This is a genomic window from Prosthecobacter dejongeii, assembly GCF_014203045.1.
In the GTDB taxonomy this organism is placed as follows: domain Bacteria; phylum Verrucomicrobiota; class Verrucomicrobiia; order Verrucomicrobiales; family Verrucomicrobiaceae; genus Prosthecobacter; species Prosthecobacter dejongeii.
On record NZ_JACHIF010000011.1, the window covers coordinates 185,283 to 210,696 of the forward strand.

At 55.7% G+C, this 25,414-nt stretch carries 22 protein-coding genes; 11 read left to right on the top strand and 11 right to left on the bottom strand.

Going from position 1 to position 25,414, the window contains the following annotated elements; translation table 11 throughout:
* The first annotated feature begins 1 nt into the window (after nt 1).
* The gene (gene araD, locus HNQ64_RS21230; protein WP_184212553.1) at nt 2-700 is read left to right on the top strand and encodes an L-ribulose-5-phosphate 4-epimerase AraD; all 699 of its coding nucleotides are present in this window, start codon (nt 2-4) and stop codon (nt 698-700) included.
* A 25-nt stretch (nt 701-725) separates the two neighbouring features.
* Complete coding sequence (locus HNQ64_RS21235) at nt 726-1,292, top strand: alpha-ketoglutarate-dependent dioxygenase AlkB (RefSeq protein WP_184212555.1); 567 nt, start codon at nt 726-728, stop codon at nt 1,290-1,292.
* A 29-nt stretch (nt 1,293-1,321) separates the two neighbouring features.
* Here HNQ64_RS21235 and rbfA read toward each other — a convergent pair whose 3' ends face one another.
* From rbfA to nusA, 3 genes are all read right to left on the bottom strand, one after another.
* Entirely contained in the window at nt 1,322-1,702 is a 381-nt protein-coding gene (rbfA, locus tag HNQ64_RS21240; protein ID WP_184212557.1) for a 30S ribosome-binding factor RbfA, read from the bottom strand.
* A gap of 74 nt (nt 1,703-1,776) precedes the next feature.
* Nucleotides 1,777-4,050 carry a translation initiation factor IF-2 gene (gene infB / locus HNQ64_RS21245; RefSeq protein WP_184212559.1) on the bottom strand — a complete coding sequence of 758 codons (2,274 nt, stop codon included), beginning with the start codon at nt 4,048-4,050 and terminating at the stop codon, nt 1,777-1,779.
* A 79-nt stretch (nt 4,051-4,129) separates the two neighbouring features.
* Nucleotides 4,130-5,383, bottom strand: coding sequence for a transcription termination factor NusA (gene nusA / locus HNQ64_RS21250; RefSeq protein ID WP_184212561.1), 1,254 nt, complete (start codon nt 5,381-5,383; stop codon nt 4,130-4,132).
* 319 nt (nt 5,384-5,702) lie between these two features.
* On the opposite strand from nusA, the gene HNQ64_RS21255 reads away from it, so the two are divergent.
* The 3 genes from HNQ64_RS21255 to HNQ64_RS21265 are packed head-to-tail and all read left to right on the top strand — an operon-like array spanning nt 5,703 to nt 8,299.
* Nucleotides 5,703-6,482: an ABC transporter ATP-binding protein gene (locus HNQ64_RS21255; RefSeq protein WP_184212563.1), complete on the top strand. Its 780-nt coding sequence runs from the start codon at nt 5,703-5,705 to the stop codon at nt 6,480-6,482.
* A gap of 31 nt (nt 6,483-6,513) precedes the next feature.
* Nucleotides 6,514-7,722, top strand: a complete 1,209-nt coding sequence (locus HNQ64_RS21260) for an FtsW/RodA/SpoVE family cell cycle protein (protein WP_184212565.1) — start codon at nt 6,514-6,516, stop codon at nt 7,720-7,722.
* Nucleotides 7,723-7,756: 34 nt separating this feature from the next.
* The gene (locus tag HNQ64_RS21265; RefSeq protein WP_184212567.1) at nt 7,757-8,299 is read left to right on the top strand and encodes a cob(I)yrinic acid a,c-diamide adenosyltransferase; all 543 of its coding nucleotides are present in this window, start codon (nt 7,757-7,759) and stop codon (nt 8,297-8,299) included.
* Between the two features lie 5 nt (nt 8,300-8,304).
* Here HNQ64_RS21265 and HNQ64_RS21270 read toward each other — a convergent pair whose 3' ends face one another.
* From HNQ64_RS21270 to HNQ64_RS21285, 4 genes are all read right to left on the bottom strand, one after another.
* A complete protein-coding gene (locus HNQ64_RS21270) occupies nt 8,305-9,555 on the bottom strand; it encodes a PQQ-binding-like beta-propeller repeat protein (RefSeq protein WP_184212569.1) in 1,251 nt (416 codons plus the stop codon).
* Between the two features lie 53 nt (nt 9,556-9,608).
* Nucleotides 9,609-11,012 carry a Gfo/Idh/MocA family protein gene (locus HNQ64_RS21275; protein ID WP_184212571.1) on the bottom strand — a complete coding sequence of 468 codons (1,404 nt, stop codon included), beginning with the start codon at nt 11,010-11,012 and terminating at the stop codon, nt 9,609-9,611.
* Between the two features lie 37 nt (nt 11,013-11,049).
* Nucleotides 11,050-12,915, bottom strand: a complete 1,866-nt coding sequence (gene abc-f / locus HNQ64_RS21280) for a ribosomal protection-like ABC-F family protein (protein WP_184212573.1) — start codon at nt 12,913-12,915, stop codon at nt 11,050-11,052.
* A 127-nt stretch (nt 12,916-13,042) separates the two neighbouring features.
* On the bottom strand, nt 13,043-13,537 hold the full coding sequence (locus HNQ64_RS21285) for a redoxin domain-containing protein (protein WP_184212575.1): 495 nt from the start codon (nt 13,535-13,537) through the stop codon (nt 13,043-13,045).
* 147 nt (nt 13,538-13,684) lie between these two features.
* Here HNQ64_RS21285 and HNQ64_RS21290 point away from each other — a divergent pair, with 147 nt between their 5' ends.
* Nucleotides 13,685-14,347, top strand: a complete 663-nt coding sequence (locus HNQ64_RS21290; protein WP_184212577.1) for a putative polyvalent protein kinase domain-containing protein — start codon at nt 13,685-13,687, stop codon at nt 14,345-14,347.
* A gap of 18 nt (nt 14,348-14,365) precedes the next feature.
* On the opposite strand, the gene HNQ64_RS21295 is transcribed toward HNQ64_RS21290, so the two are convergent.
* The gene (locus tag HNQ64_RS21295) at nt 14,366-15,493 is read right to left on the bottom strand and encodes a prenyltransferase/squalene oxidase repeat-containing protein (RefSeq protein WP_184212579.1); all 1,128 of its coding nucleotides are present in this window, start codon (nt 15,491-15,493) and stop codon (nt 14,366-14,368) included.
* Between the two features lie 173 nt (nt 15,494-15,666).
* On the opposite strand from HNQ64_RS21295, the gene HNQ64_RS21300 reads away from it, so the two are divergent.
* Entirely contained in the window at nt 15,667-15,948 is a 282-nt protein-coding gene (locus HNQ64_RS21300; RefSeq protein WP_184212581.1) for an SWIB/MDM2 domain-containing protein, read from the top strand.
* Nucleotides 15,949-15,960: 12 nt separating this feature from the next.
* Here the strand turns inward: HNQ64_RS21300 and HNQ64_RS21305 are convergent, their stop codons facing one another.
* Both HNQ64_RS21305 and HNQ64_RS21310 read right to left on the bottom strand, forming a co-directional pair.
* The gene (locus HNQ64_RS21305) at nt 15,961-16,278 is read right to left on the bottom strand and encodes a GIY-YIG nuclease family protein (RefSeq protein ID WP_221305524.1); all 318 of its coding nucleotides are present in this window, start codon (nt 16,276-16,278) and stop codon (nt 15,961-15,963) included.
* 37 nt (nt 16,279-16,315) lie between these two features.
* The gene (locus tag HNQ64_RS21310; RefSeq protein ID WP_184212583.1) at nt 16,316-19,558 is read right to left on the bottom strand and encodes an efflux RND transporter permease subunit; all 3,243 of its coding nucleotides are present in this window, start codon (nt 19,556-19,558) and stop codon (nt 16,316-16,318) included.
* A gap of 192 nt (nt 19,559-19,750) precedes the next feature.
* Between HNQ64_RS21310 and HNQ64_RS21315 the strand changes: the two genes are divergently transcribed.
* Both HNQ64_RS21315 and ygfZ read left to right on the top strand, forming a co-directional pair.
* Nucleotides 19,751-20,590: an NAD(P)-dependent oxidoreductase gene (locus HNQ64_RS21315; RefSeq protein WP_184212585.1), complete on the top strand. Its 840-nt coding sequence runs from the start codon at nt 19,751-19,753 to the stop codon at nt 20,588-20,590.
* A gap of 5 nt (nt 20,591-20,595) precedes the next feature.
* Nucleotides 20,596-21,468, top strand: coding sequence for a CAF17-like 4Fe-4S cluster assembly/insertion protein YgfZ (ygfZ, locus tag HNQ64_RS21320; protein ID WP_184212587.1), 873 nt, complete (start codon nt 20,596-20,598; stop codon nt 21,466-21,468).
* Between the two features lie 23 nt (nt 21,469-21,491).
* Here ygfZ and HNQ64_RS21325 read toward each other — a convergent pair whose 3' ends face one another.
* Nucleotides 21,492-23,189 carry an exosortase/archaeosortase family protein gene (locus HNQ64_RS21325; RefSeq protein WP_184212596.1) on the bottom strand — a complete coding sequence of 566 codons (1,698 nt, stop codon included), beginning with the start codon at nt 23,187-23,189 and terminating at the stop codon, nt 21,492-21,494.
* Nucleotides 23,190-23,290: 101 nt separating this feature from the next.
* On the opposite strand from HNQ64_RS21325, the gene HNQ64_RS21330 reads away from it, so the two are divergent.
* Both HNQ64_RS21330 and HNQ64_RS21335 read left to right on the top strand, forming a co-directional pair.
* On the top strand, nt 23,291-24,349 hold the full coding sequence (locus HNQ64_RS21330) for a hypothetical protein (protein ID WP_184212598.1): 1,059 nt from the start codon (nt 23,291-23,293) through the stop codon (nt 24,347-24,349).
* A gap of 199 nt (nt 24,350-24,548) precedes the next feature.
* Nucleotides 24,549-25,406 carry a PEP-CTERM sorting domain-containing protein gene (locus tag HNQ64_RS21335; protein WP_184212606.1) on the top strand — a complete coding sequence of 286 codons (858 nt, stop codon included), beginning with the start codon at nt 24,549-24,551 and terminating at the stop codon, nt 25,404-25,406.
* Nucleotides 25,407-25,414 lie beyond the last annotated feature (8 nt).

The following is a 25,414-nucleotide window of genomic DNA, read 5'->3' on the forward strand; positions in this document are numbered from 1 at the left end:
CATGACTCTTTCCGATCTCAAATCCCAAGTCTGCGCAGCCAACCGTGCCCTTGAGCCCAGTGGTCTGGTGAAACTGACTTGGGGAAATGTTTCGGGTATTGATCGCGCATCCGGCCTTTGGGCCATCAAACCCAGTGGCGTGGACTACGGAGCCCTCATGCCGGAAGACATCGTGGTCATGGATCTGGAAGGCAACATCGTCGAGGGCAAGCTGCGTCCTTCTTCGGATACCAAAACGCATCTGCATCTGTATCGCGAGTTTCCAGAAATTGGCGGCGTGACCCATACCCACAGCCTGCATGCCACTGTCTTTTCTCAGGCAGGCCGTGAACTTCCTTGTTATGGAACGACTCACGCAGACCACTTTTATGGCACCGTCCCCCTCGTCCGTGCCCTGTCACCTGAAGAAGTGAATGCCGATTACGAACACTACACAGGGGTGGCCATCGTCGAGCGCCTGCGTGAACTGAAGCTCAGTCCGCTTGAGATGCCTGCGGTGCTGCAACGACACCACGCCCCATTCACCTTTGGTAAAAATGCGATGGATTCACTCAACAACAGCATCGCCCTGGAAATGTGCGCCCACATGGCCCTGCAATCCCTGGCCATGAATCCCACTCTGGCCCCCATCCCTTCTCACATCCTGGACAAGCACCACCTGCGCAAGCACGGGCCGGGTGCCTATTATGGTCAGAAGTAGCCTTTGGAAACCCTGCACACGCAAAATGTACTCACCGGAAGCCGAGCTCATTCCTTCCTATCTCAGCAACACGGAGGCTTCGGCACTTTACGAGGCCTTGCTGAAGAGCATCGTTTGGGATGAACGAATGAAAGCCCGCAAGACTGCGTGCTACGGACAAACTTATGATGATTCAGGGGTGGATTATCAGGTCGTGCCAATGCATCCACTTCTCGTGCCCATTTGTGAGCGACTGGTCAAAAACCTTGGCTTCCGCCCAACCAATTGTCTGATCAATTACTATGAAACGGGACGCTCCTCGATGGGTTTTCATTCAGACGCCACCCACAATCTTGCAGAAGGCACCGGTGTCGCGATTCTTTCGCTGGGGGCAGAACGTAGCCTGACGTTTCGCAGCAAGACCGATCTAACTCACACGGTCAGTTATCCGCTGCCAAACGGTTCGTTATTCTACATGACCCAGGCGACTCAGGAGTTCTGGACTCATGCGATCAAAAAAACCGAAACAGATGACAGTCGGCTCAGCCTCACGTTTCGACACATCCTTACACCAGAAGAACTGGAACAAAAAAGAGCCACGAGGATGGGCTAGCTTCGTCCCAGTGTCGTTTCAGCGTTTTGCTACTTCATCTCAGGCTCCTCCTCACCTTCAGGGAGAGGATCAGCAGGAGGAGGCAGATTATCAATGGCGTTGAGAATCTTCACCCCACGCTCGACAGATTTATCCAAACGGAAGAAGATCTGCGGGGAGTTTTTCATGACGATGCGTTTGTGTACTTCTCGCTGGATGGCACCACGCTGTTTGTTGAGCTTTTCGATGATGCTTTCCTCATTCCCAGCGGTGCTGATGATGCCTACATAGGCAAAACATTGCTTCAGGTCGGGAGTGGCCCGCACTTCATGCACGGTCAGGATGGCATTATCCATGCGATAATGGCGCTCCAGCACCATGCTAAGCTCGCGTTTTACCAATTCGCTGACGCGTTGGACTCGTTGGGACATGGGGATCTTTGATTGGAATGATCAACCTACCAGCGCACCGAAAAAGCGGTGCTCTGGTGGGCTGAACCATAAGGTTAGAGAGTCTGGGCAAACTTCTCGAGCTCGTAACACTCAATGACGTCGTTCTCTTCGTAATCGCTGAAGCCGCTGAGTTTGATGCCGCACTCGAGGCCGTTGCGGACTTCTGAAACTTCGTCGTGGAAACGACGCAGCGTTTCGAAACCACCGTCATACACGGCCTGGCCATTGCGCAAGACGCGAGCACGCTGCTTACGATCAATGCGGCCATCTGTGACGATGGAACCACCGACGTAACCACGGTTGACCTTGAACACCTGTTTGACCTTGGCATGACCCAGGACCTTCTCACGGGTGAGCGGGTCAAGCATTCCAGTCATGGATTCCTTCACCTGATCAATGAGTTCGTAGATGATAGAGTAAAGTTTGATCTGAACGCCTTCACGCTTGGCCACACTGAGGGCCTTGTTCTCGACCTTCGTGTTAAACCCAATGATGACGGCGTCTGAACCCGAAGCGAGGAGCACATCAGACTCAGTGATCGGCCCCACATCGGAATGAAGGATCTTTTGATTGATCTTGTCGCTGGTGATTTCACCCAGGCACTTGACGATGGCTTCCACAGAACCCTGCACGTCCGCTTTGAGGACGATCTTGAGGGTCTTCTTGTTGCCTTCATCAATGCTATTGAAGAGAGATTCCAGAGTGGAGCGACGGGTGACCGTGAGCTTCTTCTGGCGCATTTCTTCCAGGCGCTCGATGCTGAGTTTCTTGACGGAGCGTTCGCTATCCATCACCACGACTTCATCACCCACGTGAGGCATGTCGCTGAAGCCGACGAGTTCGACCGGCATACCGGGACGCACTTCCTTGATCGGCTGGCCGCGGTCATTGATGAGCGCACGGGACTTACCCCAATGAGGTCCACAAATGAAGGGCTGCCCCACTTTCAGGGTACCCTGACGGACGATGACCGTGGCCACAGGGCCTTTGCCCTCGACCATCGAAGATTCGATGACGGTGGCGCGAGCGGGGGCTTTCGGATCGGCTTTGAGTTCCAAAACTTCCGCCTGAAGGGCCATGGTTTCCAGGAGACTATCAATGCCCAAACCAGACTTGGCAGAGACTTCCATGCACTCGGTCTCGCCACCCCAGTCAACGGGTGCGAGCCCGATCTCTTGAAGCTGGCCTTTCACACGCATGACGTCGGCGGCAGGCAGGTCGCACTTGTTGATAGCGACCATGATGGTCACATCGGCAGCTTTTGCATGATTCAGGGCTTCGCGCGTCTGAGGCATGATACCGTCATCGGCAGCGATGATGAGGACCACAATGTCCGTCACATGAGCACCACGAGCACGCATGCCAGAGAAGGCGGCGTGGCCAGGAGTGTCAATGAAAGTGATGGGCTTGCCATCATGGAAAACGCTGTAAGCACCGATGTGCTGAGTGATACCGCCAGCCTCTCCATGGACCACCTGAGTCTTACGGATCGCATCGAGAAGAGAAGTCTTACCATGGTCAACGTGCCCCATGAAAGTGATGATGGGCGCACGAAGCTCCAGTTTCTCTTCTTCGATCTCTTCAACCACCTGAGCCACGGGCTCGACGATGACTTCTTCTACTTTGTGGACACCGCCGCCTTTTTCGCGCTTCTCGCGTTCCAGGTGGAAGCCGTGCTTCTCACAGACTTTTTCAGCCACTTCGATGTCGATCGCCTTATCTGCATTGGCCACGAAGACCTTCAGGGCGATGAGATCCGCAATGATTTTGAAAGGGCGAAGACCCATCCGCTCAGCCAGCTCTTTGACAATGACGGGAGCTTTCAGGTGAATGATTTTCTCACCTTTTTCTGTCAGCTCAAATTCAGGGGCGATGGCTTCCTCGACCTTGGGAGCTGGAGGTGCCACAGGGGTGGGCAGCGAGGGTGGCGGCGGCATGGCCTGCACCGGGCCTGGCTCACGGATCATCGAGATCGGTGGCAAGGATTTCGCCTGTTCAGGCGGACGACGCTTTACCTTGGGCTTGTCATCGTCTTCGAAAAGATTCAGCGCTTCGCGCTTGTGGTCGTCGAGCGTCTTTTTAGGCGCTTCGGGTGCCTTAGCGACTGGTTTCGCAGGCACTGGGGCTGGTTTGGCACCTAGAGCAGGCAGCGGCGTGGCATCACGTCGGGGCGCTCGGGCTTTGGGTTTATCGTCCTCCTCAATCAATGAGAGCACTTTTTTGGCCGCCACTTTCTTGGGGGGCGTGCTCTCAGCCGTTGCTTTCTCCTCAGCGGTGCTGTCGGGAGTGGCTTTGGCAGGTTTGGATGAAGAGGATCGGCTTGGCATGAGAAACGTTGGTCTTTCGAACGGCGGGGCGGGCTGTCGGTGTGGGATTTGAAAAGTTGAAGGAAGCGTGGCTCATAAGCTACGCTTTAGGGATGTAAGCTGCAACTAGGGCGTACACCTGTTCGGCGAGCTGTTGATCACCCCCAAGGGCGTCCGTGATGGATTCGACATCCTCCTGCTGGAGGGTTTCGATCGCTCCCAGACCGACATTAGCCAGCTTGCGAGCCGTTTCGAGATTGATGCCCAGGGCACGCTCCAGTTCATGGGCAGCAGTGTCCAATTGACCTTCAAAGACTTCAGCGGCGTGCTCATCGCGCTCGATGCTCAGCTCCATGCCGACTAGGCGGGAGGTAAGACGGGCGTTTTGACCACGGCGGCCAATGGCTTTGGACAGATCTTCTTCACTAACGGTGAGGCGAGCAGCCTTTTTGTCAGGGGAAACCTGGATGGAGAGAACTTTGATCGGTTTGAGCGCCTCGCGGACGAACTCGGCCGGATCTGACTTCCAGCGGATGATGTCCACCTTCTCATTGTTCAGTTCACGAACGATGTTCTTCACGCGGGCTCCACGCAGGCCCACGCAGGCACCCACCGGATCCACTTTATCATCACCGCTATGCACGGCAACTTTCGTGCGATAACCAGCTTCACGAGCGATGCTGGCAATCTCCACGGTGCGATCACCGATTTCGCTAACTTCAAATTCAAACAGGCGACGGACGAAATTCACATGAGCGCGGCTGAGGACGATCTCAGGCCCACGGGCCCCTTCACGCTCAACGGCCTTCACGTAGAAACGCATGCGGTCACCCGGGGTGTAGTCTTCCGTGGAGACGCGCTCCTTGGAAGGCATACTGCCCTCAAATTTACCCAGGTCCACAATGACGTCAGATTTGTCGAAACGACGAATGGTACCGTTGACGACATCGCCCGTACGGTCCTTAAATTCATCGTAAAGATTCTCCTTCTCAGCCATGCGCAGGCGCTGGAGCATGGTCTGCTTCGCCGTTTGAGCGGCGATACGACCCATGTTTTTGGGAGTGACTTCGAGGTCAATCTCATCACCGAGTTGAGCGTCTTTCTTGATCATCCGGGCCTTCGCCAGCGGAAGCTCTTCCCAGGGATTGGAAACGGTTTCGACGGCGAGCAGCTTGGCCCACGCCTTGATCGTCCCCTTGTCAGGATCAATGTCAATGCGCAGCTCACGTGCCGGACCGATGCTCTTCTTCGAGGCAGCGAGAAGAGCCTGAGAAAGTGCTTCAACCATCTTCTGACGGTCAATCCCCTTCTCTTTCTCGTAGTAATCGAATAGTGCTTTTAGTTCGCTGATCATAAAAATGGTGACCTATCCAGACAAAAAAGAGCGGGGAAGACCCCACTCTTGCCAAAAAACAGTGCCTTGTCCCGGAAAGGAAGCGAGATTGTAATTCAGGGAGGCATTTCAGCAAGCCGAAATTCCGAGAGACTTATCGTCAGAGAAATAATGAGGGGGGATGGGCAGAATTTTGACCTTTCCGCAACTCGATTGGCCAAGAAGTGAGTTGCTAGAAAAATTCAGCCTGGAGACTTTGGCGAAAATTTGCTCATTCCAGGCCCATATTTCCTCCAGCCATCATTTGGCACGGGGACGCGGTGTGATACACTGGCGGCTTATGGCCCTCCTCCGCGTTGAAAACCTGCAAGTTCATTTCCCGATCCGTTCGGGCTGGCTGGGAAAGCGTGATGTTGTGAAAGCGGTGGATGGAGTGAGTTTTGAAGTGAACGAGGGTAAAACCCTGGGCCTCGTAGGGGAGAGCGGCAGTGGTAAGTCCACCGTCTCCCGCGCACTGTTGAAACTCATCCAGCCTACCGGCGGTAGCGCCTATTATAAAGACCGTGAGATCTTTGGTATGGCTGAGGCGGATTTTCGCCCGCTGCGCAAGGAGATCCAAATGATTTTCCAAGACCCCATCGGCTCACTCAACCCACGGATGACCATTGAGTCCATCCTGGCGGAACCGCTGACGATTCATTTTAAAGAAATGACAGCCAAACAGCGCCGGGATGTCTCCGCCGCCCTCCTGCACCGCGTAGGCCTGCCAGAGGACTCCCTCCACCGTTACCCGCATGAATTCAGCGGCGGGCAGCGGCAGCGCGTTGGCATTGCACGAGCCTTGGCCGTGCAGCCGAAATTTCTGATCTGTGATGAGCCGGTGAGCGCTTTGGACGTGAGTGTGCAGGCCAGTGTGCTGAATCTGCTCAAGGATCTTCAAGATGAGTTCAAACTGACCTATCTTTTTATCGCTCATGATCTAGCCGTGGTGAGGCACATGAGTGATGACATCATTGTCATGAACCGTGGCCGAGTCGTTGAAAGTGGGCCTGCCGATGATCTCTGTGAGCGCCCGCAGCACGACTACACTCGCAAACTTTTGGCCTCTATCCCTGCTTAATTCGCGGATAGCCCCCCCTTCCCCAACCTCAATGACACCCCTTTTTAAAAAGTTTCTCGGCATCAACTGGATTCTGATCCTGACGATGCTCGGCCTGCTAGCCTTCGGCGTGTATGCCATTTACAATGCGTCTTACTTCCGTGAGACTGGGGATCTGGCGCTCAAATGGAAACAGCAGATGACCTGGATCGGCCTGGGAGTGCCTTTCCTTTTCACCGCCAGTTTGATTGATTATAAGTGGGTGCGCTGGGCTTGCTGGCCTATGTATTTGGCAGGCATCGGAGGCCTCGTTTACCTGCATTTCAAAGGCATCGAGATCAACGGTAACAAAAACTGGGTCATCATCGCAGGACAATCCATCCAGCCTTCGCAGTTTGCCATCATGTCCGGCATTCTGATGCTGGCCGTGGTGTTTGGGGAGCTACCTCGCATGTGGCCAGTCTTTCGTCGTCCCTGGTTGCGGATCATTGTGGGAGGTTTGCTGGCGGGCATTCCAGCCGCCATGGTTATCAAGGAGGACTTGGGCTCGGGCTTGGTTTGGGGACCGGTGTTCCTTTCGATGATGCTAGTGGGCAGCATCCCATTCCGTTACCTCATCACCTTGGTATTGGGGGCTTTATGCGTCATCCCTCTGATTTATTTCTTCGTGCTGAAGCCTTACCAGCAAGCGCGTATTGACACCACCTGGTATCTCCTGACCAATCAGATGGAAAAAGTGGACACTCGCGGGGATGGTTGGGTGCCTAACTTCGTGCAAACGGCCGTGGCTTCAGCAGGCTTTGAAGGCAAAGGCCCCATGTCTGAAAAGGTGCCAGATCAACGCAGCATTCACCGCAATTTCTTCCCTGAAGCTGAGGCTTTCAGTGACTTCATCTTCAGCGTGATTTGTGAAGAGTTTGGCTTTCGAGGAGCGGTGCTGCTGCTGACAGGCATTGCCCTGCTTTTGATCCAGGGGATCTTCATGGCCTTTTACTCCCGAGATCAGGTAGGGCGATTGTTGGTGGTAGGCGTGGTGACGATGTTCTTTGCCCACACATTTCAGAATGCGGGCATGAATCTCTGCATGCTTCCCGTGATCGGGCTGCCCATGCCCTTCATCAGTTACGGGGGGACTTTCATGATCGTGACCCTCTTTCTGGTGGGGATGATGCAGAGCGTCTGGGTCCACCGGAATATTTCTCCTGTGAGGAAAAAGACCGTCGGTGGACGTGAAATCCGCGACGATGACGACGAAGATTAAGGCAGCCCGATTCTCCCAGGCGTAGATTACATTCATGTCCATTGCCACCCGCCGAGGCGACCAGGGGGAGACCGATCTCCTCTTTGGTCAACGCACGTCCAAGTCCCACCCTCGTGTCCATGCCCTCGGGGCGGTGGATGAGCTCAATGCCGCCTTAGGCCCTCTGCGCATTGCCGCGCTAAAATCTGAGACGAAGGAGATCGTAAAAAAGGTGCAGCCCCTGCTGATCAGCCTCATGGGGGAACTGGCAACGCCCGCTGGGCTAGAGGCCAAGTATGCGGCCACGCACCCGCCTTTCGAAGCAACACACGTGCTCTGGCTAGATGAATGGGTGGCCAAGCTGGAAGCGGGTGGTGCCCTGCAATTCAAAGGCTGGGCACTCCCCGGTGAAGCCGGAGTGATGAGCGGGGCCTATGCGGATCTCGCCCGCACCGCCTGTCGCCGTGCGGAGAGGCACGTAGTGGACCTTCTGGGCACCGATCAAGAAGTACCGAACCAAGAGGTCGTGCGCTACTTGAATCGGCTGGCCGATGTACTCTGGCTACTGGCCCGCTGGGAAGAGCGGCCTCTGCGCTGAGTTTCTCACTTTGAGCCGATGCGCCACAGATGGCTCTCGGTGCGAATGAGAAAGTCATCTTCAATCACTGCGTAAGAAGCCAGTGAGCGTTCAGCGAGGTCATTCTTGGCCAAAATGCGGAAGGTTTTGCCGGGCTGGACAATCACACCGAGCCCTTTTTCATCCTGAAGATAGAGCTTACCATCGGCATGCAGAATGGAGGCACTGATAGGGCCTGTGCAACGCTCTTGGTAATGAACGGTGCCTGTTTTAGCATCCGCACAGGTGAGCACTCCATTATCAGCGACGAAGTAAATCTCATCCCCCACAATGACCATGCTAGGATTGTGCGGAACGAACTTTTCAATCTTCCAGGCGATATGAGTATCCGTCACGTCACCTTTGCCATCCACGCGAATGGCGAGAGCCAGGGGTTTATTATAACCCGTACCAATGTAGATCATACCATTCGCATACAAGGGACGCGGCACGACGGAATAACCCTGGTCATAACGTGCCTTCCAGATTTCGGTGCCCGTGAGAGGATCCAAAGCATTCACCACCCCACTACCCGCACTGATGAGTTGGCGCTGTCCATTGACCTCAATCACCAGCGGGGTGCTAAATGAGAACTTGTTCTTGGCATCGCTGATGCGGGAAAATTTCCAGACCTGAGTGCCCGTTTTTTTGTCCAGAGCAATCACAGCAGGATCCGTTTCAGCATCGGCATTGAAGATGAACAGCCCCCCTTCGATAACAGGGCTGCCCCCATTGCCATGCACTGGCTTGTAGCCAAAGGATTGGGTTTTCCAGACCATAGTGCCGTCCGCCGCATTCAGGCAGGCGCTGCCCTGGTGACCAAAGTGGACATACAATTTTCCGTCTTCATAGACAGGCGTGGGGCTAGCGTGACTGTTCTTTTTATGAACGGCGGGAGCGTCTTTGGGTTGGATGAAAACCTCCTGATCCCACACCACCTTACCATCTACAGCCTGGAGGCAGAGAGCCCGCAGGCTGCGCTCTGCATCTGGCTTTTCCACTCCGCCCTGAGTGACCGCAGTAGTAAGATAAACACGATCACCCATCACCACTGGAGACGACCACCCCACCCCTGGCACCGATGCCTTCCAAAGGATATTTTTGTTTACGGAAGGACTCCACTCCGTGGGAAGGCCCGTCGTTAAAGTCTGCCCCTGGTGAGTGGGCCCACGAAATTCGGGCCAGTCTTCAGCGTGACAGAAGGAGGAAATGGCAAGAAGGGGAAAAAGAAAACGCATAGGGTAGGTGACTGAAAGAGAACTCATCATTGATCTAGCGTGGAATCACCATCCTAAAGTTTCCATCCGGCACGTGGGGTGCGGCTGAGGAAACGATTCGCGGCTTCATTGTTGGTGATTTTCATCGCTTTGGCATCCCAGAGAATTTTGCTACCGGCACGGAAAGCAACATTGCCGAGGTGATTTGCCTCGCTGAGGGGGCCTGCATAACTGAAGGGGCTGGCAGTTGGGCTGCCAGTCTTGATCGCATTCAGCCATTCGGTGTGCTGCCCTGGAGAGTCAGGAATGAAGGGCGCCGGGCGCTGGAAGTTCTTGAAGTCGGCCTCAGGAAGCAGGACGTGTTTATTGTAGTCAGAAAGCAGCATGCCTTTGTCGCCAACGAAAAGCACGCCGCTGTTCCATTTGCTGATGAAGGGATCGTTCTTCCACACTTCTGGTTTGGCGCTGCCTTGGTTCCAGTGGACTTTGCAGGCAGCACGCGAACCACGTGCTGCATATTCGTAGGTGGCCGACATGGAAGCTGGTGCAATCTCTGGATGTGGCTCAGGGCCGAAAGCCTCCACGCTCAGCGGGGCGTCCAGGTTCAACGCCCAGAAAGGCAGGTCATTCCAATGGCTGCCGAGATCTGACATGGTGCCATTGCCAAAGTCCCACCAGCGATACCACTTGGGCCCAGGAAAATAGACTTCATGATAAGGGCGGTAGGGGGCTGGGCCTAGCCAGAGATCCCAATCGAGATACGGCGGAGGTGTCTGCCCCTCCTTCGGGCGCTCGGTGACAAAGACGATGTCCTTGTTCGCTTCAGCTTCTTCCTTACTTTGCAGTCCCCAGGCACGAGAAACGCATACGTGAGCGTCGGTGACTCTGCCGATGGCTCCGCTCTGGATCAATTCCACCACACGACGATAGTTAGGCTGACCATGAATCTGCGTTCCCATCTGGGTGGCGACTCCGGCCTTAGCCGCAGCCTCGGTGATGAGACGTGCTTCCGCCACATCGCGGGTCAGCGGTTTCTCACAATAGACAGGCTTGCCCATGAGCAAGGCTGGCAGCGTGGCATAAGCATGGGTGTGTTCTGTGGTGCTGACGACTACGGCGTCAAAGTCCTTGGACTCTTCATACAGCTTCCGAAAATCACGGAAAGCTTTGGCTTTTGGGAAAGCCTCGGCAGCACGATCCAGGTTCATACCGTTCACATCGCAGATAGCCACCACATTCTCCGAGGGTTCTTTGATCGGCGGTGCGGCCTCTCCTTCCTTGAGTTTCGGCGGGTATAGGGAGGTGCCGACGAGGCTTTGAATATTCGCGGCACCACGACCGCCTACGCCAATGAATGCCAGATTCACCTTGGCATTGGGTGAGCGTGAACTGACGATGGCCGGGAAGCCCAGGGCTGCTCCAGCCGCGAGTGAACTTTGCGTCAAAAACTGGCGGCGAGAGGAAAGTGAGCTGGACATGGCGAAGGAACGCCCGTTCCCCGCCAGGTCTTACGGATCAACCGACAGCCTCTTTGGCAATCAAGGCTTCTAACTCACCCGCAGCTTTTTCCCAAGCCGTGGTTTTGGTGGCGACGCGAGGTTCGATCTCTTCCAACTCCTTGCTCAGGGCCTTAAACCGAGCGGCATCGGAATACACCGCCCCATCCTGCAGCATCTCCACGAGCTCCATCTTACGTTTGTCGAGCGCGGCGAGTTCTTCTTCAATACGGGCGACATTTTTCTCCAGGTCCTTTCGGCCTTTGGCTCGGTTGTTCCGGGCTTCTGCCTCCAGGCGCTTTTGTTCTTTCGACTTTGGTGGGGCGTATGCCTTCTTGGGTGCATCCCAGGCACCGGGCTGGCTGTTGGTCAAACTGGCAGTCAGGGCCTCGCGGGCAGAGGTGGCCTTGGTCTTGTCGAGGAAATACTGGTAATCTCCGGCATAAGGAGTGAGCACCCCACCGGCAATGTGGATAACACCCCGGGCCATGGCACGGATGAAGTGAACATCGTGGCTGATGAAAACCAGCGTGCCTTCATAGTCTTCCAACGCACCGATGAGCGCATCAATGCTGCCCATGTCCAGGTGAGTGGTCGGCTCATCCATCAGCAACAGGTTCGGCGGATCCAAAAGCAGGCGCACCAAAGCGAGTCGGGATTTTTCGCCACCGCTAAGAACTCCGACCGGCTTGAACACATCGTCGCCATGAAACAGAAAGGAGCCTAACAAGGTGCGGCACATGTTTTCCCCCGGGCGGCTGGGGAGATCCATGGCTGATTGAAGCACCGTGTGCTTCATGTTCAGCACGTCGCCACGATACTGCGCAAAGTAGCCCTGCTTCACATTGTGACCGAGCTCGCGCTTGCCTGCCTGCGGTGTCAAAGCGCCGGCGAGGAGCTTCAACAGCGTGGATTTACCGGCTCCGTTTGGCCCCACGAGCACGATGCGCTGACCTCGTTCGATCTCAAAATCCAAACCATTGTAAACCGGTGTTTCGCCGTAGGCGAAGTCCAGCCCCTTCAGCGTCAGCACGCGCTGGCCACTGCGTGGAGGCTGGGGAAAACGGAACTTCACGGTCTTCGCCGCTGCTGCCGGACCCTCCAGCTTCTCCATGCGATCAATCATCTTCAGTTTGTCCTGGGCACGGGAGGCAAAGTTCGCCTTGGCCTTGAAGCGGTCGGCCCACTGTTGGAGCTTGGCGATTTCGCGCTGCTGATTTTCAAATGCGCCTTTCATCTGCTCCTCACGGGCGGCTTTTTCTACCAGGTAGGCATCGTAGTTTCCACGATAGCGGTTCACCTTGCTGTGGGCGATTTCGAGGATGGCATCCGTGAGCGCGTTGAGAAATTCACGGTCATGTGAAATCATCAAAATGGCACCTGGATAACTCTGCAGATAGTCTTGGAACCAGATGAGGGACTCAAGATCAAGATGGTTCGTCGGCTCATCCAGCAGCAGCAGATCAGGCTCCTGAACCAGCAGTCGGGCCAAATGAGCGCGCATCACCCAGCCACCGCTAAGCGTGCGAGCGTTGCGATCAAAATCTGTTTCACGAAAGGCCAGACCTTTGAGGATACGCTTGGCCTTCGGTTCGGCTTCCCAACGGCTGTGTTCGTGAACATGGCTCGTCGCCAGTTCTAGCACCGTGACGTCATCCACTGGAGCACTTTCCTGGGGAAGAAACCCAAACTCCAAGTTCTTTTCCATCGTTACCAACCCATCATCGGGCGTCGTCTCACGCAGCAGCAGGGAAAATAGCGTGGACTTGCCAGCTCCATTGGGGCCAATGAGGCCGATCTTTTCCCCCCGGTTGATGTGAAAAGACACACCGCTAAAGAGGGTGCGGCCTGCATAGGTCTTGCTGACATTGGAAACGGAGAGCATGGGGGGCGCACTCTGTGCCCTGAAGGGAGCCGGGAGTCAAGCAGGAGCGTGGGAGCTCCGCCCCCAGTCTCGGCCATAAAAAAGAGGGAGCCCTCACAGGCTCCCTCTTCGCAAAAACGGTCTAAAATTAGGCCAATTCCTTCAGCTTCGCCTGGATAGCAGTGAAGTTTGGCAGGTCACCGGGGCTCTCCAGAACTTCTGCGTATTGAATCACGCCGGCCTTATCAATGATGAAGGCGGAACGCTTGGGCACGCCGCCCATGATCAGGTTTTTGGCAGGCAGGAAGCTCTCATAAGCCACGCCGTAGGCCTCAGTGATCTTGTGATCGTAGTCGCTGAGAAGCTGGAGCGTGATGCCTTCCTTCTCAGCCCAGGCTTTCTGAGCAAAGGGATTGTCACCGCTGATGCCGATGACCTTCGCATTCAGGGAGGTGTAGGCATTGATACCTTTCGACAGTTCGCAGAACTCAGTGGTGCAAACGCCCGTGAAGGCCATCGGCACGAACAGAAGTAGGATGTTAGAAGTGCCGATGTTTTCGGACAGCTTGAACAGCTCAGGGCCATTGGCGCCGAGGGTGGTGACGGTGAAATCAGGGGCGGAAGAGCCGACAGAGAGTGCCATGATGATAAAGATGGGTTGAATTCAAAAACACCGGAACCCGGCGCGGCGCATAGGAACGCGGCAGAGGCAATAGGTCAAGCAGGGAAGCTGAAACGAAGTTTTCCATTGCGCCCCTCAGGCCCTATGGAAAACTAAGCTATCAATGACGTGGGAAGAGATAGCCGCCAAAATGCGCAAAACACGCTCAGAGATGCCGAAATGCACCTCCGAGCAAGCCTACGCCCAAATGGCACTATTGATGAGGACGACTGGGACTACCCTGACAAAGAAAAAGCTGCGTTACACATCTGGGCAAAAGAAAGAAACCTGATTCTACCGCCAAGTTTCAAGATGCCACCTGAGTCCAAGAGCAGGGAACACGATGTTATTTATGACGAGGAATCTGGCCTGTGGTTAAAATATACAAAGCCAAACGCAGCAGGATATGCTGTCGAGTGGGATACCCAAGGGAATCCCTATATGGTTTCTGCTTTTCCTATCGAATATTTTCAAAGGCTGCGCCTTCAAAACGAACTATTTGGTGACAATATTCAATTAAAGGGTTTGTGGTGTGACCTCAATGGAGGTTGGCGCATTGTCACCACTCAGCCCCACGTAAAGGGAACCCAACCAACTTCAGATGAGCTTGTTCATGCTTTCGTTGCACTCGGATTTGAAAAACTGCCCTGGACCGGTATCGGCTATGAACATTCATTGGCTTTTTGGAAGGATGGATACGACGTCTGGGACGTAAGACCGGCAAATGTAGTGCTCGCAATAGGTTCTAACCTCCCTTTGCCTTTTGATGTAATTATCAGGTCCGTTCCCTGAAATTAAATACTCCAATCTTCACTTCTGATAAATCGGCAGAAAGTGGTGATACACACTGAGGCTGAGGAGGGCCAGAGAGGTGGCGTACACGGGGCCGGCGGATTTTTCATTGCCGTTGCGTGGGAACCAGGCGCCTTCGGGGCTTTGGGCTCCCACGAGCATCTGCTCGGTCTTCTGCCGGGCGGTGGCGGCGTGGTCGCCCCCACGATGATACATGCCTTGAGCATAATAATAGCAGCCGTAGTAAAACCAGGGCTCATTGACCTCCGGTGGAAACTTGAGCAGCCAGTTGGATGAGCCCAGCACTTCAGGAATGTTGTATTGGCCAGCCACTTGGAGAGAAAGCAGGCCAGCAGAGGTGGTGGAGAAGGTTTGCCGCCCCCCGTAAGGTTCATAGCTGAACGCGGCCTCCAGTTGCTTGAGGTTGCCATTGCTATCTCGCTCCGCTCGGTAGCTGCGCTTGATGTAGGCAATGCCATTATCAATGGCTTCTTTGGGGACTTCGATGCCGCTATTCTTGGCAGCACGGAGAGACATCAGTTGCCACACACTGACGCTGATGTCGCTATCGCTGCTAGCTGGCTCGTAGCGCCAACCGCCTTTGTTGGCATCGCTTTTAGGAACCTGCTGGGCACGAATGATGAGCTTGATGGCTTTCTCCGTCATGGAGCGGACTTTTTTATCCGTTTCGATGTCGGGAGACATGCCAAGCATTTCAGTCAGCATCAGTGTGATGATACCGTGGCCATACATGCGGCTACGGTCGCTGCGCCCCAGATAGCCGTTTTCGTCGGGCTCCACGTGGTCCACCACGTATTTCAGGGCGCGCTGGGCCGCTTGACCTTCAGGAGTAGGATCGCCTGGGAGATGCCCCACTGAGGCCAGTCCCATGATGGCCAGAGACGTCATCGCTGCACTGTGGCTAGGGATGTCCCCACGCTGGATTTTTTTATCTGTCTTTTGTTCCGAGAAGAAACCGGCAGGCTGCTGCTGCTTCAAAAGCCAGGCCAGTCCACGATCCACGGCGATTTTGACCTGAGGAGAAATGATCTCCGCCCGAGGTGCCTGCGCGTGAAGGCCAGCCATCGGTGCATAAAGCGCCAGAATCAGAACGAAACCGATGATTTTGGCAAAAAGAGAGGGCATAGAACGAAAAGGGAACATCCAAAGTCTGCAAAGAACACAGAGTGTGCATAACGCCTCTGGCGCGGATTCCTCGCCTCTTCACCCATATTTTTGCAATTTGCCTGGGGAGCCTTCACCGAATTACCTACAATCACACGTATTGACTTATCCGGCGGCGTCTGCGAAAAAGAGAAATGGCTAAAACAGCATCTACCACTCCACGTAAACCCAACGAAGCCCTGATGAAACCCGTCCAGCCGGACGAAACTCTGGCCGCTGTGGTTGGATCCACTCCGCTTCCACGTGGCGAACTGACCAAGAAACTTTGGGACTACATCAAGGCTAAAGGCCTTCAGGACACCAAGAACAAGACCCTCATCAACGCAGACGAAGCGCTGAAGAAGGTGTTCGACGGCAAGACCCAGGTCTCTATGTTTGAGATGACCAAGCTCGTCTCTGGCCACGTGAAGAAGTAATTTCCTTCAGAGTCAGATTTTTGAAGATGGCTGGAGGTTCGCCTCCAGCCATTTTTCTTTTTGAGCTCGGCTGAGAGCTTTAAAGACACGCTCGGCTTTCAATGCCGCAGGCATATCGCCATGTGGCCAAGAGCCTAGCAGCCATAGAGGTCCCCTACCCCGCGTGTACTTCGCCCCCTTGCCTTCGCGGTGCATGTCCAGCCGCCGATGCAGATCATTGGTGATGCCACAGTAGAGGCTCCCATCTCGACAACGCAGCACATACAGGCACCAGGTCTTGGCTTCGATGGATTTACCTTCAGCAGGAGTCGGCGAGTCAGAACTGGACATAACGATCAGCCAAGTGACTTTGGGCCAAAGGCTAACTTTAAGCCGAAGGTGCCCCTAATGGCATGGCGATTGGTTGAGGTTTGCGCCCTAAGATGCGATTGATGATACGGCCCAGGTCATCCACTGCCAGATAACAGAGGGGAACCAAGAAGAGCGTGATCACCGTGGCAAAGAGGCTGCCGTACCCCATGGAAACAGACACCGGCGTGAGGAACTGGGCGCTGGTGGCCTGCGCAGCGCGATTGTCACCAAAGATTGCCGTGAGAATGTGACTGATCCCCGGAGGCGAATTTTCAATGAGACTGCCAAATTCAAACATCAAGGGCATGAGGCCAACGAAGGTGGTGATCTGAGTCAAAAAGATGGCTCGGAAGCGACTGCGCCCTCCCTCCTGGACGGCATATTTCAGGTCGCCCGTTTCTTCACGCAGTTGGTTGATGCGATCCACTAAGACCAGCGTGTCATTCACGATCACCCCAGTGACCGCCAGCATGCCGCAGATGCTCATGCTACTGACGGGCATGCTGTGGAAAAGATGCCCCAGCACGGCCCCTACGATGCCGAAGGGGACAACCAATAAAACGATGAATGGTTGGGTGTAGCTTTTGAAAGGGATGGCCATCATCGCATACATGCCTAACAAAATGATCGCCAATGCCCACTTGCCCGCATCGGCCCCTTCACGCTGTGCCCGGGCTTCGCCTTCAAAGCTCCACTGAATGTGCGGATGCGTGGCCATGAGCTCCCGGACATAAACTTCCACATCCGCCCTCACCTTGGCGGGATCGGTCGTGGATTTATTGACGTCGGCCGTGATGTTCATGGCGCGGCGCCGGTCCACCCTTTTGATGTTGGTAAAGCTTTTCCCCACCTTTGCCTCTGCCACGCGGGAAAATGGAATCTCCAAACCCGCCGCAGTACGCACCCGCATGGTCTCGAGAGTGGCGAGGTTTTTGCGATCATTTTTCGGGTAACGCAGCATCACCTTGACCTCATTGCGCCCACGCTGGATGCGTTGCACTTCATTGCCATAAAACGCCTGCCGCACCTGCTGTGCTAGGTCACTCACTGTCACGCCAAAAGACTGTGCTTCCGGCTTGAGGCGGAGCTGGATTTCATTGCGGCCGCTATCGAGAGAATCTGTAATGTCAAAGACGCCTGCGTAGGTGGCTAGGTGGGCTTTGATCTTGTCTGAAATATCCAACAGCTCATCCGGATCTGTGCCGGTCAACTGAAGGTCCACGGGATCACCACTGCGAATGATTTCAGCTCGGAAATTCAGCTCCTCTGCGCCCACGATATTGCCGATTCGCTTCCGCCAGTCAGCGGCCATGTCCACGGTATTTACCTTGAGGCTGCGCTCTTCAGGACCGTAGGTCTCGATATTGATCTCTCCCACATGAGAGCTGCCGGTGCTGCCACCGCTTCCCCACGTCAAGCGGGTGGTGCCAGTGGTGGCGAGGATAGCACGAATAACCGGCTTCCCATCCGGTCCCACGTACTCTTTTTTCATCTGCTCGGCGATCTCATACATCCGCTGGATGTGGCCATCAGTGACTTCAAACGGGGTACCATCCAGCATGGTCAGCTTCGCCTCAATACGCTCACTCTGCACACGGGGAAAAAAGATCCAAAGGATGCGTCCGCTAAAAAAGAAACCGCAGAGGATGATGAGCCCCCCAAAGAAAGCAGCGAGAGCCGTGTAGCGATGATGCACACACCAGCGCAGTGCAGGGCGGTAAAAGGTATCCACGAACTTCCTCAGTGTGCGCTCTGACCACCGATGAACAGGCCCCAAGATATCCGAGGCCCCACTCAGGCCGGGCACTGGATGAGCGAGGTGAGAAGGCAGGATGATCTTGGTCTCCACCAAGGCGATCAACATCACCAAAATGAAAACGATGGCGATGGGCTTAAACATCATCAAGAAATCGCTGGCTCCAACCGCCATAGGCAGGAAGGCGATGACCGTGGTGAGAACCCCAAAGGTGATGGGCACTGCCATTTCCTTGGTCCCTTGAATCGCCGCATCCAGGGCCGACATGCCACGCTGACGCAGCGTATCCACGTGCTCTGAAATCACGATGGCATCATCCACAACGATGCCTAGAACCAGGATGAATCCGAAGAGCGAAGAGAGATTGATGGCAATGTCAAAAAACGGCATCAGAGCAATGGCCCCCATGAAGCTGGCCACCATGCCCACAGCTACCCAAAACACGGCATCTAGCCGCAGGAAGAGTCCCACACAGAGAAAGACTAAGATGAGACTGCTCTGAGCATTTTGAATGAGCAGGCTGATGCGGCCTTTGACGATCTTGGAACGATCATTCCAGAATTCGATCTGCACCCCATCCGGCATCCGTTTCTGGGCCGTGGTGATGTATTCTTTCACGGACTCAGCGATGTTGATGGCGTTTTGGCCACCTTCCCGCATCACGTTTACCACCACACAGCGTTTGCCATTGAGCCGGGCTAGGAGGGGGTTCTCGTTAAAACCATCTTGAATGATGGCGATCTCCCCCAGCGTCAGCTTGGTGCCATCGGGCCTGGTGAGGATGACCACGCGGGAGTAATCCTCCCCAGTGTAGGCGCGTCCACGGGTGCGGATGGAAACATCGCCCGCTTCGGTTTGCACCACGCCCGCAGGCAGATCCAGCGCACTGCCTCGGATGGCCTGACTGACACGCTCCAGATTCAGGCCATACTTTCTCAAGGTAGCCTCGGGGATTTCGATGCCGATCTCATAAGGCCTCACCCCTGAAAGCCCGGCGTGGGTGATGCCTGGCAGGGCGGAGATCTCATCGCGGATTTGTTCCCCCAAACGGCGGAGGTCCGCCTCGGCCATGTCCGCTGCTACCGCGACGGTGATAACAGAGTGGAAATTGTCATCAAGCTGGATGGTGGGTTTTTCGGCCAACTCCGGCAGATTCGGGATGGCATCCACGCGGATTTTGATGTCATCCAGCACCTCGCGCGGGTCCTTCCCTTCTTCCACCTCGATCACGACTGTCCCGCCGCTGGAGGAGGCTGTGGAATTGATATGCTTGATGCTGCCCACCTGCTGGATGGCTTCCTCGATCTTGAGGACGATGCTTTCCTCCACCTCCTCGGGAGCTGAGGCCGGGTAGGGCACGGTCACGGAAATCATGCGCGAGGGCATGTCTGGGAACACCTCCAAAGGAATGCGATCCGAAGCAAGAGTCCAGATCCCCGCGATCACCGCCCCCAGCATGAGGAGATTGGCAGCGACGTGATTGCGGGCGAACCAGGAGATCATGGGAAAAAGTAAAAGATGAACAACGAACGAAGCACCGACCAACAAAGTTGCCCGAAGCCGAGGGCAAGGGCGAGCATAAAGAAAGCTCTCAGTGCGCAAGTTTATCCGCTGAGGCAAGGCCGATTCACCTGCACGGCATCAGCCAGAGCTTGCAGACAAGCGTAACCCGGCGAAGCATCTTCACACAACTTTATGAATCAACCCTCTCCCGTCGGCGTTCTCGGGCTCGGCATCATCGGCAGCCGGGTGGCTGAAAACCTGCGCCGAGCTGGCCACCCCGTGCACGTCTGGAGCCACACCGCCCGCAACGTTCCTGGGGCCTTACCAAGTCCGCGAGACGTGGCAAATGCCGCCATGGTCATCCAGATCTTCGTTCGCGACGGCGAGGCCCTGCTGACAGCCCTGCGGGACATGCAGCCTGCATTGACGCCCGATCACGTCATTCTGAACCACGCCACCGTCAGCAAGACAGCTACGCTGGAAGCCGCTGCTCTTTGTGCGGAAAGTGGCGCTACATTCCTAGATGCCCCATTCACAGGCAGCAAGATGGCGGCACAAAATGGCAAGCTCGTTTACTACATCGGCGGGGCCACTGAAGTTCTCGAAAAAGCACGTCCCATCCTGGAGGCTTCATCGGCCAAAATTCTTCCGCTGGGAGAAACCGGCGATGCGACGGTGCTGAAGATCGTCACCAATCTGGTGACCGCTATCACCGTCAAGGCTCTGGCGGAGGCGGCGGCCATCACACACAGCCAAGGAATCCCGCTTGAGAACCTTCTGACCGCTTTGGAAAATAATGCGAACTACTCAGGCCTCATTGGAATGAAGTTACCGACCATCATCCAAGGGGATTTTGAAGCACACTTTTCCCTGCGTAACATGCTGAAGGATGCCAACTTTGCCCGCGAGCTTGCTTCGCAAGGAGGTGTCTCAACGCCTGCCTTAGACTGCACTGCCGAGACAATGCGCAGCGGTGTGAACCAAGGGAAAGGCGATCTCGACTTTTCTGTCATCGGCCAGATTGCCTCTTAATTTTCATGACTGCCGATCGTTACTCCACCCTCGCCACCCAGGGAGCCTGGGTGAATCTGTCCACCCGCGCCAAGTGGCGGCTCTCCGGAGCGGATCGCGTGCGTTACCTCAATGGCCAAGTGACCAACGATGTTCGCACGGCCAACAGTCTCACGGCGCTCTATGCCTGTGTGACCAATCTTAAAGGCAAGATCGAAGGAGATATCTTCATCCATGCGGCTCCCGATGGTGAAAGCCTGCTGCTGGATGCCGATACAAGCCTGCGTGAATCTTTGGGCATAAGGCTGGAGCGCTACATCATCGCTGACGATGCGGTGCTGGAAGATATCACGGATGACTGGCAACTGTGGCACAGGATCTCTCCACCTAATGGGACAGAAAATCCACCCTCCGCCGAAGGTCACTACCTAACCAATGAGTATCGTTTTCACCTCCCGGGTTATGATGTATGGCTACCAAACACCAGCGCACCGCCAAGTGAGACATGGCTGAGCGAAGCCGAGGCGGAGACCCTGCGCATCCTGAACAGAGTGCCTGCTTACCCGCACGAATTGAATGCCGAGACCTTCCCTCAAGAGGCCGGGCTGGAAAGCCGCGCCATGAGCTTTACCAAAGGCTGCTACATCGGTCAGGAGATTCTTTCCCGCATCAAAACCACTGGCAAGATGCCTCGCCAGCTCATCGCCTGGACCAGCGAAACGGAGCAACCCCATGGAGAGTTTTTGATGAATGCCGAGGGTAAAGAAGTCGGCCAGATCACCAGTGCCACTTGGCACCCCGAAAAGCAGACTTACGTCGGCCTGGCGTATGTACGCCAAGCTGCCGCAGATGCAGGCACATGGCAGACTTTCTCAGGGCAGACGGTGCAGGCGGTTTGATCAAAATCACGTCGTTCCCTTTTTTAATCTTTAGGTGCCGCTTCCAAAAGAGGCGGCACAAACTCACGCATGAAGACTTTCATATCTTCCAAGGCGTTCAACTCCGCATAGGGATCCATGCTGCCAAGAGCCTGATCTTTCAGGGGTGCAAAGAAGGACAGCAAAGCCCAGCGGTGGTCAATGTTGCGCAGCAGAGCATCCGCATAAGAATAGCCCACATGCTCATCATAAGAGGAGGCGGTGCGCCCCTGGGAACCTTGATACCAATACACATTGAGAGCCTTTGTCCGCACGACAGCCCCCGCCGCGTTTTGCACATCCCGGTGCATCGTCAGCAGAGTCGCCTGAACGGGCTGAGGGAGACCGCAATCAAACTCAATGAAGCTCTTGCCGCTGATCACCCACCCCTGCCCAGGCAGACAGATTTGAGGTTCATGGAGGGAGCGTTTCACGGGCCCGCTCAAGACCACAGAGGCCAGCACCGCACGCTCTCGCGTGAAGTAAAAGCGACGCCCGATCTGCACCCCTTCATTTAGGTTTTGCCGTTCGACCGCCATCATAGGCATGTCCTGACTTTCAAAATTTCCCAATCGCTCTGGCAGATCCAGACTGATGGGCGGTGCCCCCACCCGATACGTGGTATCCGTGACCGCACAAAAGGCCAGCCCGACGCCACAAATGAGCACCGAAACAGCCAAAGGCAGCCACGGACTTTTGCCCACTATCACGGGCGCAGGACGGGGCGCCTCCGGCGACTGCGGGCGTTTTTTCGACTCACGTTTTTCGAGAATGGTTGCGATGGCAAACATGCCCGCCAGGGCCACGCCAAAGACCGCGAATCCAGCCAGGGTATGAAAGGCGCTCATCTCCTGCTGCCCGGCGATGTTTCTTCCCACCGCGAACTCAACGCCAAACCACTTGCTACCCAAGGTAAGCAAGATCATCCGGACAAAATTCCCTAACACCGCCAGCGGAATGGCGCTGGCGAACAGCACGGTGCGCGCGCCCCAAGTCTTCAGCATCAGCCAGCCGTAGAGGGCGCTGATCATCAGCAATGAAAAGAGAGAACGAATGCCGCTGCAGGGCTCATCCACATCCAGCTTAAACTCAGCCCCCTGGGCAAGACCACGCGCGGCATCTGCGGCGGAGTGGATGCCCGTACCATCCCGCACTACGTCCAGACCCACCAAGTTCAGAAAGCCAGAAGAAGCCTTGGCCGTCAAAATGCGCAGTGGGAAGGCGAGGCGCGTCTCCAGAGGAACCATCGGCCACATAAAAACAAGGAAGGCCCAGGGAAAAACCAGCCACTTTACCCAGTGCCAACCGCCCAGCATGAGGATGAGACCGAGGGTCACGAGCTGCACGGCCATGAAACCTGGGTAACCCGTATCCACCTTATACCCTGCCCAATAACAAACCATGCCGACCACCAGCAGCGGTGCACCGAACCACGAAACCCGCAATGGCAAACGCCGCAGATCATCCCGCATGCGCCAGATGAGCCAGCCCACGATGGGAGCTACGGCCAAGCAGTAGTACCACTCGGAATCGGCAGCGGCTTTGTTCACGATCCCCATCACGATGCTGGACCGCGACTCAAACTCCCAATGCTGGTAAGGCCACAGGACGGTCAGCAAAAACACAAGAAAGCCGCCAATGGACCACACAATCGTGGCCTGACGCGAAGCATTGGGAGAGGGCAGAGGGGGGGGCGAACTCATCTCGATAAGCAGCAGGCTGAAAGCATGCCTGCCACAGTGGCAGACAACTGTCCACGTTCACAGGCTGGAATTTATTTGATATTGAGCTTAATTATTTCCACATGGCCGAAACTCCCCCCTCCTCCCCGGCACGGAAGCCCTTGCTCAAGGATGCTCCCGAATCCACTCCTGCCCCCGCCCCAGCCCGCGCTCCCAGCACCGCCCAGCGCAAAAAGCAGGAACCGACAAAGCCGACCTCCAGCGTGTGGAAACCAGCCCTCATTTTATCTGCCGTTCAATTCGTCTTCGTGGGAGGCCTTGCGCTTTGGGGGAGCTCTTATTTAGCGCAGAAGGCACCTACTAGCAGCCCAGGTGCAGCATCACCGGAGGTTTCCGCCTCCATGAAAGTGGCTCTCGACCAAGCGAATGCCCAGATCGCAGCGCTGCAGCGGCAATTGGATGCCCAAGGTGAAGAACGGGCCAAGACTCAGAGCCGCCTTCAGGAAATGGCGGACCGCATGGCCCTCGTCATACAGCAGTCCTCCTTCGTCCCTTCGGCAGACACGGCCCGCGTCTCTGACCAGGATGCCTCCCAAGTCGCCGCCATGATGCCCAGTGTGACGCCGGCCACGGGGGAGCTGATTCTCATCAAGGAGCGCAATCGTCTCACCAGCTACGCCGATAAAGCCATCGCCACGGGCAGCCGGGAATCTCTCCAGGCCCTGGTCGAAGCCATGATGGACCCCGCCATGAAAAACTTGACCCATGCGGCGCAGGCGGAATTTAAACGCGTGCAGGCTTACTACGACATGGGCATCAGCATTGACCCAGGCTACACCCTGCCCGTGCGCGAGCTGTTTAAAGACAGTCCCGTCACGCGTGAGGCGGATCTCTCCCCTGCCCAGCTTCATGGCCTGATGCAGGATGCAAAACAGCCCTGGGAGGCACGCCTGCGTTCAGCTTTCCTGCTTCGCTCTAGCACAGAAGCTGAGACCAATGCCCTCCTGCTCAAAGTCCTCAAAGAAGATCCGATTCTGGACGTGGCCAAACAAGCCCAAATCACCTTTGAAAACCGTGTGGGCCGTAAGTTCCGCCTTTTTGATATCCCTTCCATTGAGGCCTGGTGGCAGGCGCAGGGGGGCGACAAGCCCGCCTTAAAGATGATCGAGCCCGGCAAATAAACAGCCGTTATGGGGTCGCATCGGTGCCACCCGCTCGGCACCACCCTAAAGATCTGCCTGATCTTGCCGCTAGATCCCGCCTCGGCCTTGATGCCTGGGGAGGTTCAGATACATTTGCTGTCCCCCCACCCAATGAGAGCCCCCGCACCACCAGCAGGGGCATCTCCATTTTTTTGGTTGGGGCTCACCTGCCCTAACCATGAAATTGCCCCCTCTTTTTCGCGCTTCGGCCCTGCTTCGCTCCCTCCTGTTCTTGGCAGCTTGGGTTTTAGCCGGTGCTGGGATTTCTCCAGCCGCCGTCTTGTTACAGGACAGTTTTGAAAACGGCATCAAAGCCACCCCAGACAGCAGCAGCATCGGCAACTGGACCAATTTCGCGGACGCAGGGGTGACCGAATCTGGTGGGGTGCTGACCGTGATGACGACCAACAGCGGCGTTTCCAATTCAGGTAACTTTTCCACCACCGTCCGGCCAGAGCTGAATCCCTTCACTTCCACCATTCAGTTTTCGGTCACTGACTTTGATCTCGCCGGCACGGGAGATTATGCGGCGGACAACACCGGGCGCTTCCGCATCGGCCTCACCTCCACGCTGGGATCCTTCTTTGGTAGCAACGACGCCTTCGCTCTGGAAATCAACAATGGTGGCCATGGCTTTCGCCTGGGTACCAAAGCCGACAATACCGCCAATGATCCCAGCGGCTCGGTCGCTTCAGGCTTCGGCCTCACCAGTGCCATCACCGCCTTTGATTTTACCTTCACTAGCACCACTTGGGACCTCGTGCTGTATTCCGGCGAAACCATTCTCTTCGATCAAGCCGGGAACTGGTCTCTAGGAGATGCGGCCAACTGGGGCGCGGGCACGGCCAATACAGGAGCCTCATCCCTCTTACTCGCCGTCCAAAACACCAATACCACCGGCACCCCCACGGGTTTCAAATCCTTCTCCATTGGCAGCATCGAAGTCAGTGCCACCATCGTGCCCGAGCCCTCACGCGCGCTGCTACTCGGCCTAGCTCTCGCGGGCCTAGCGCTGAGAAGGTCCCGGGCGCCATAAAGAAGGTC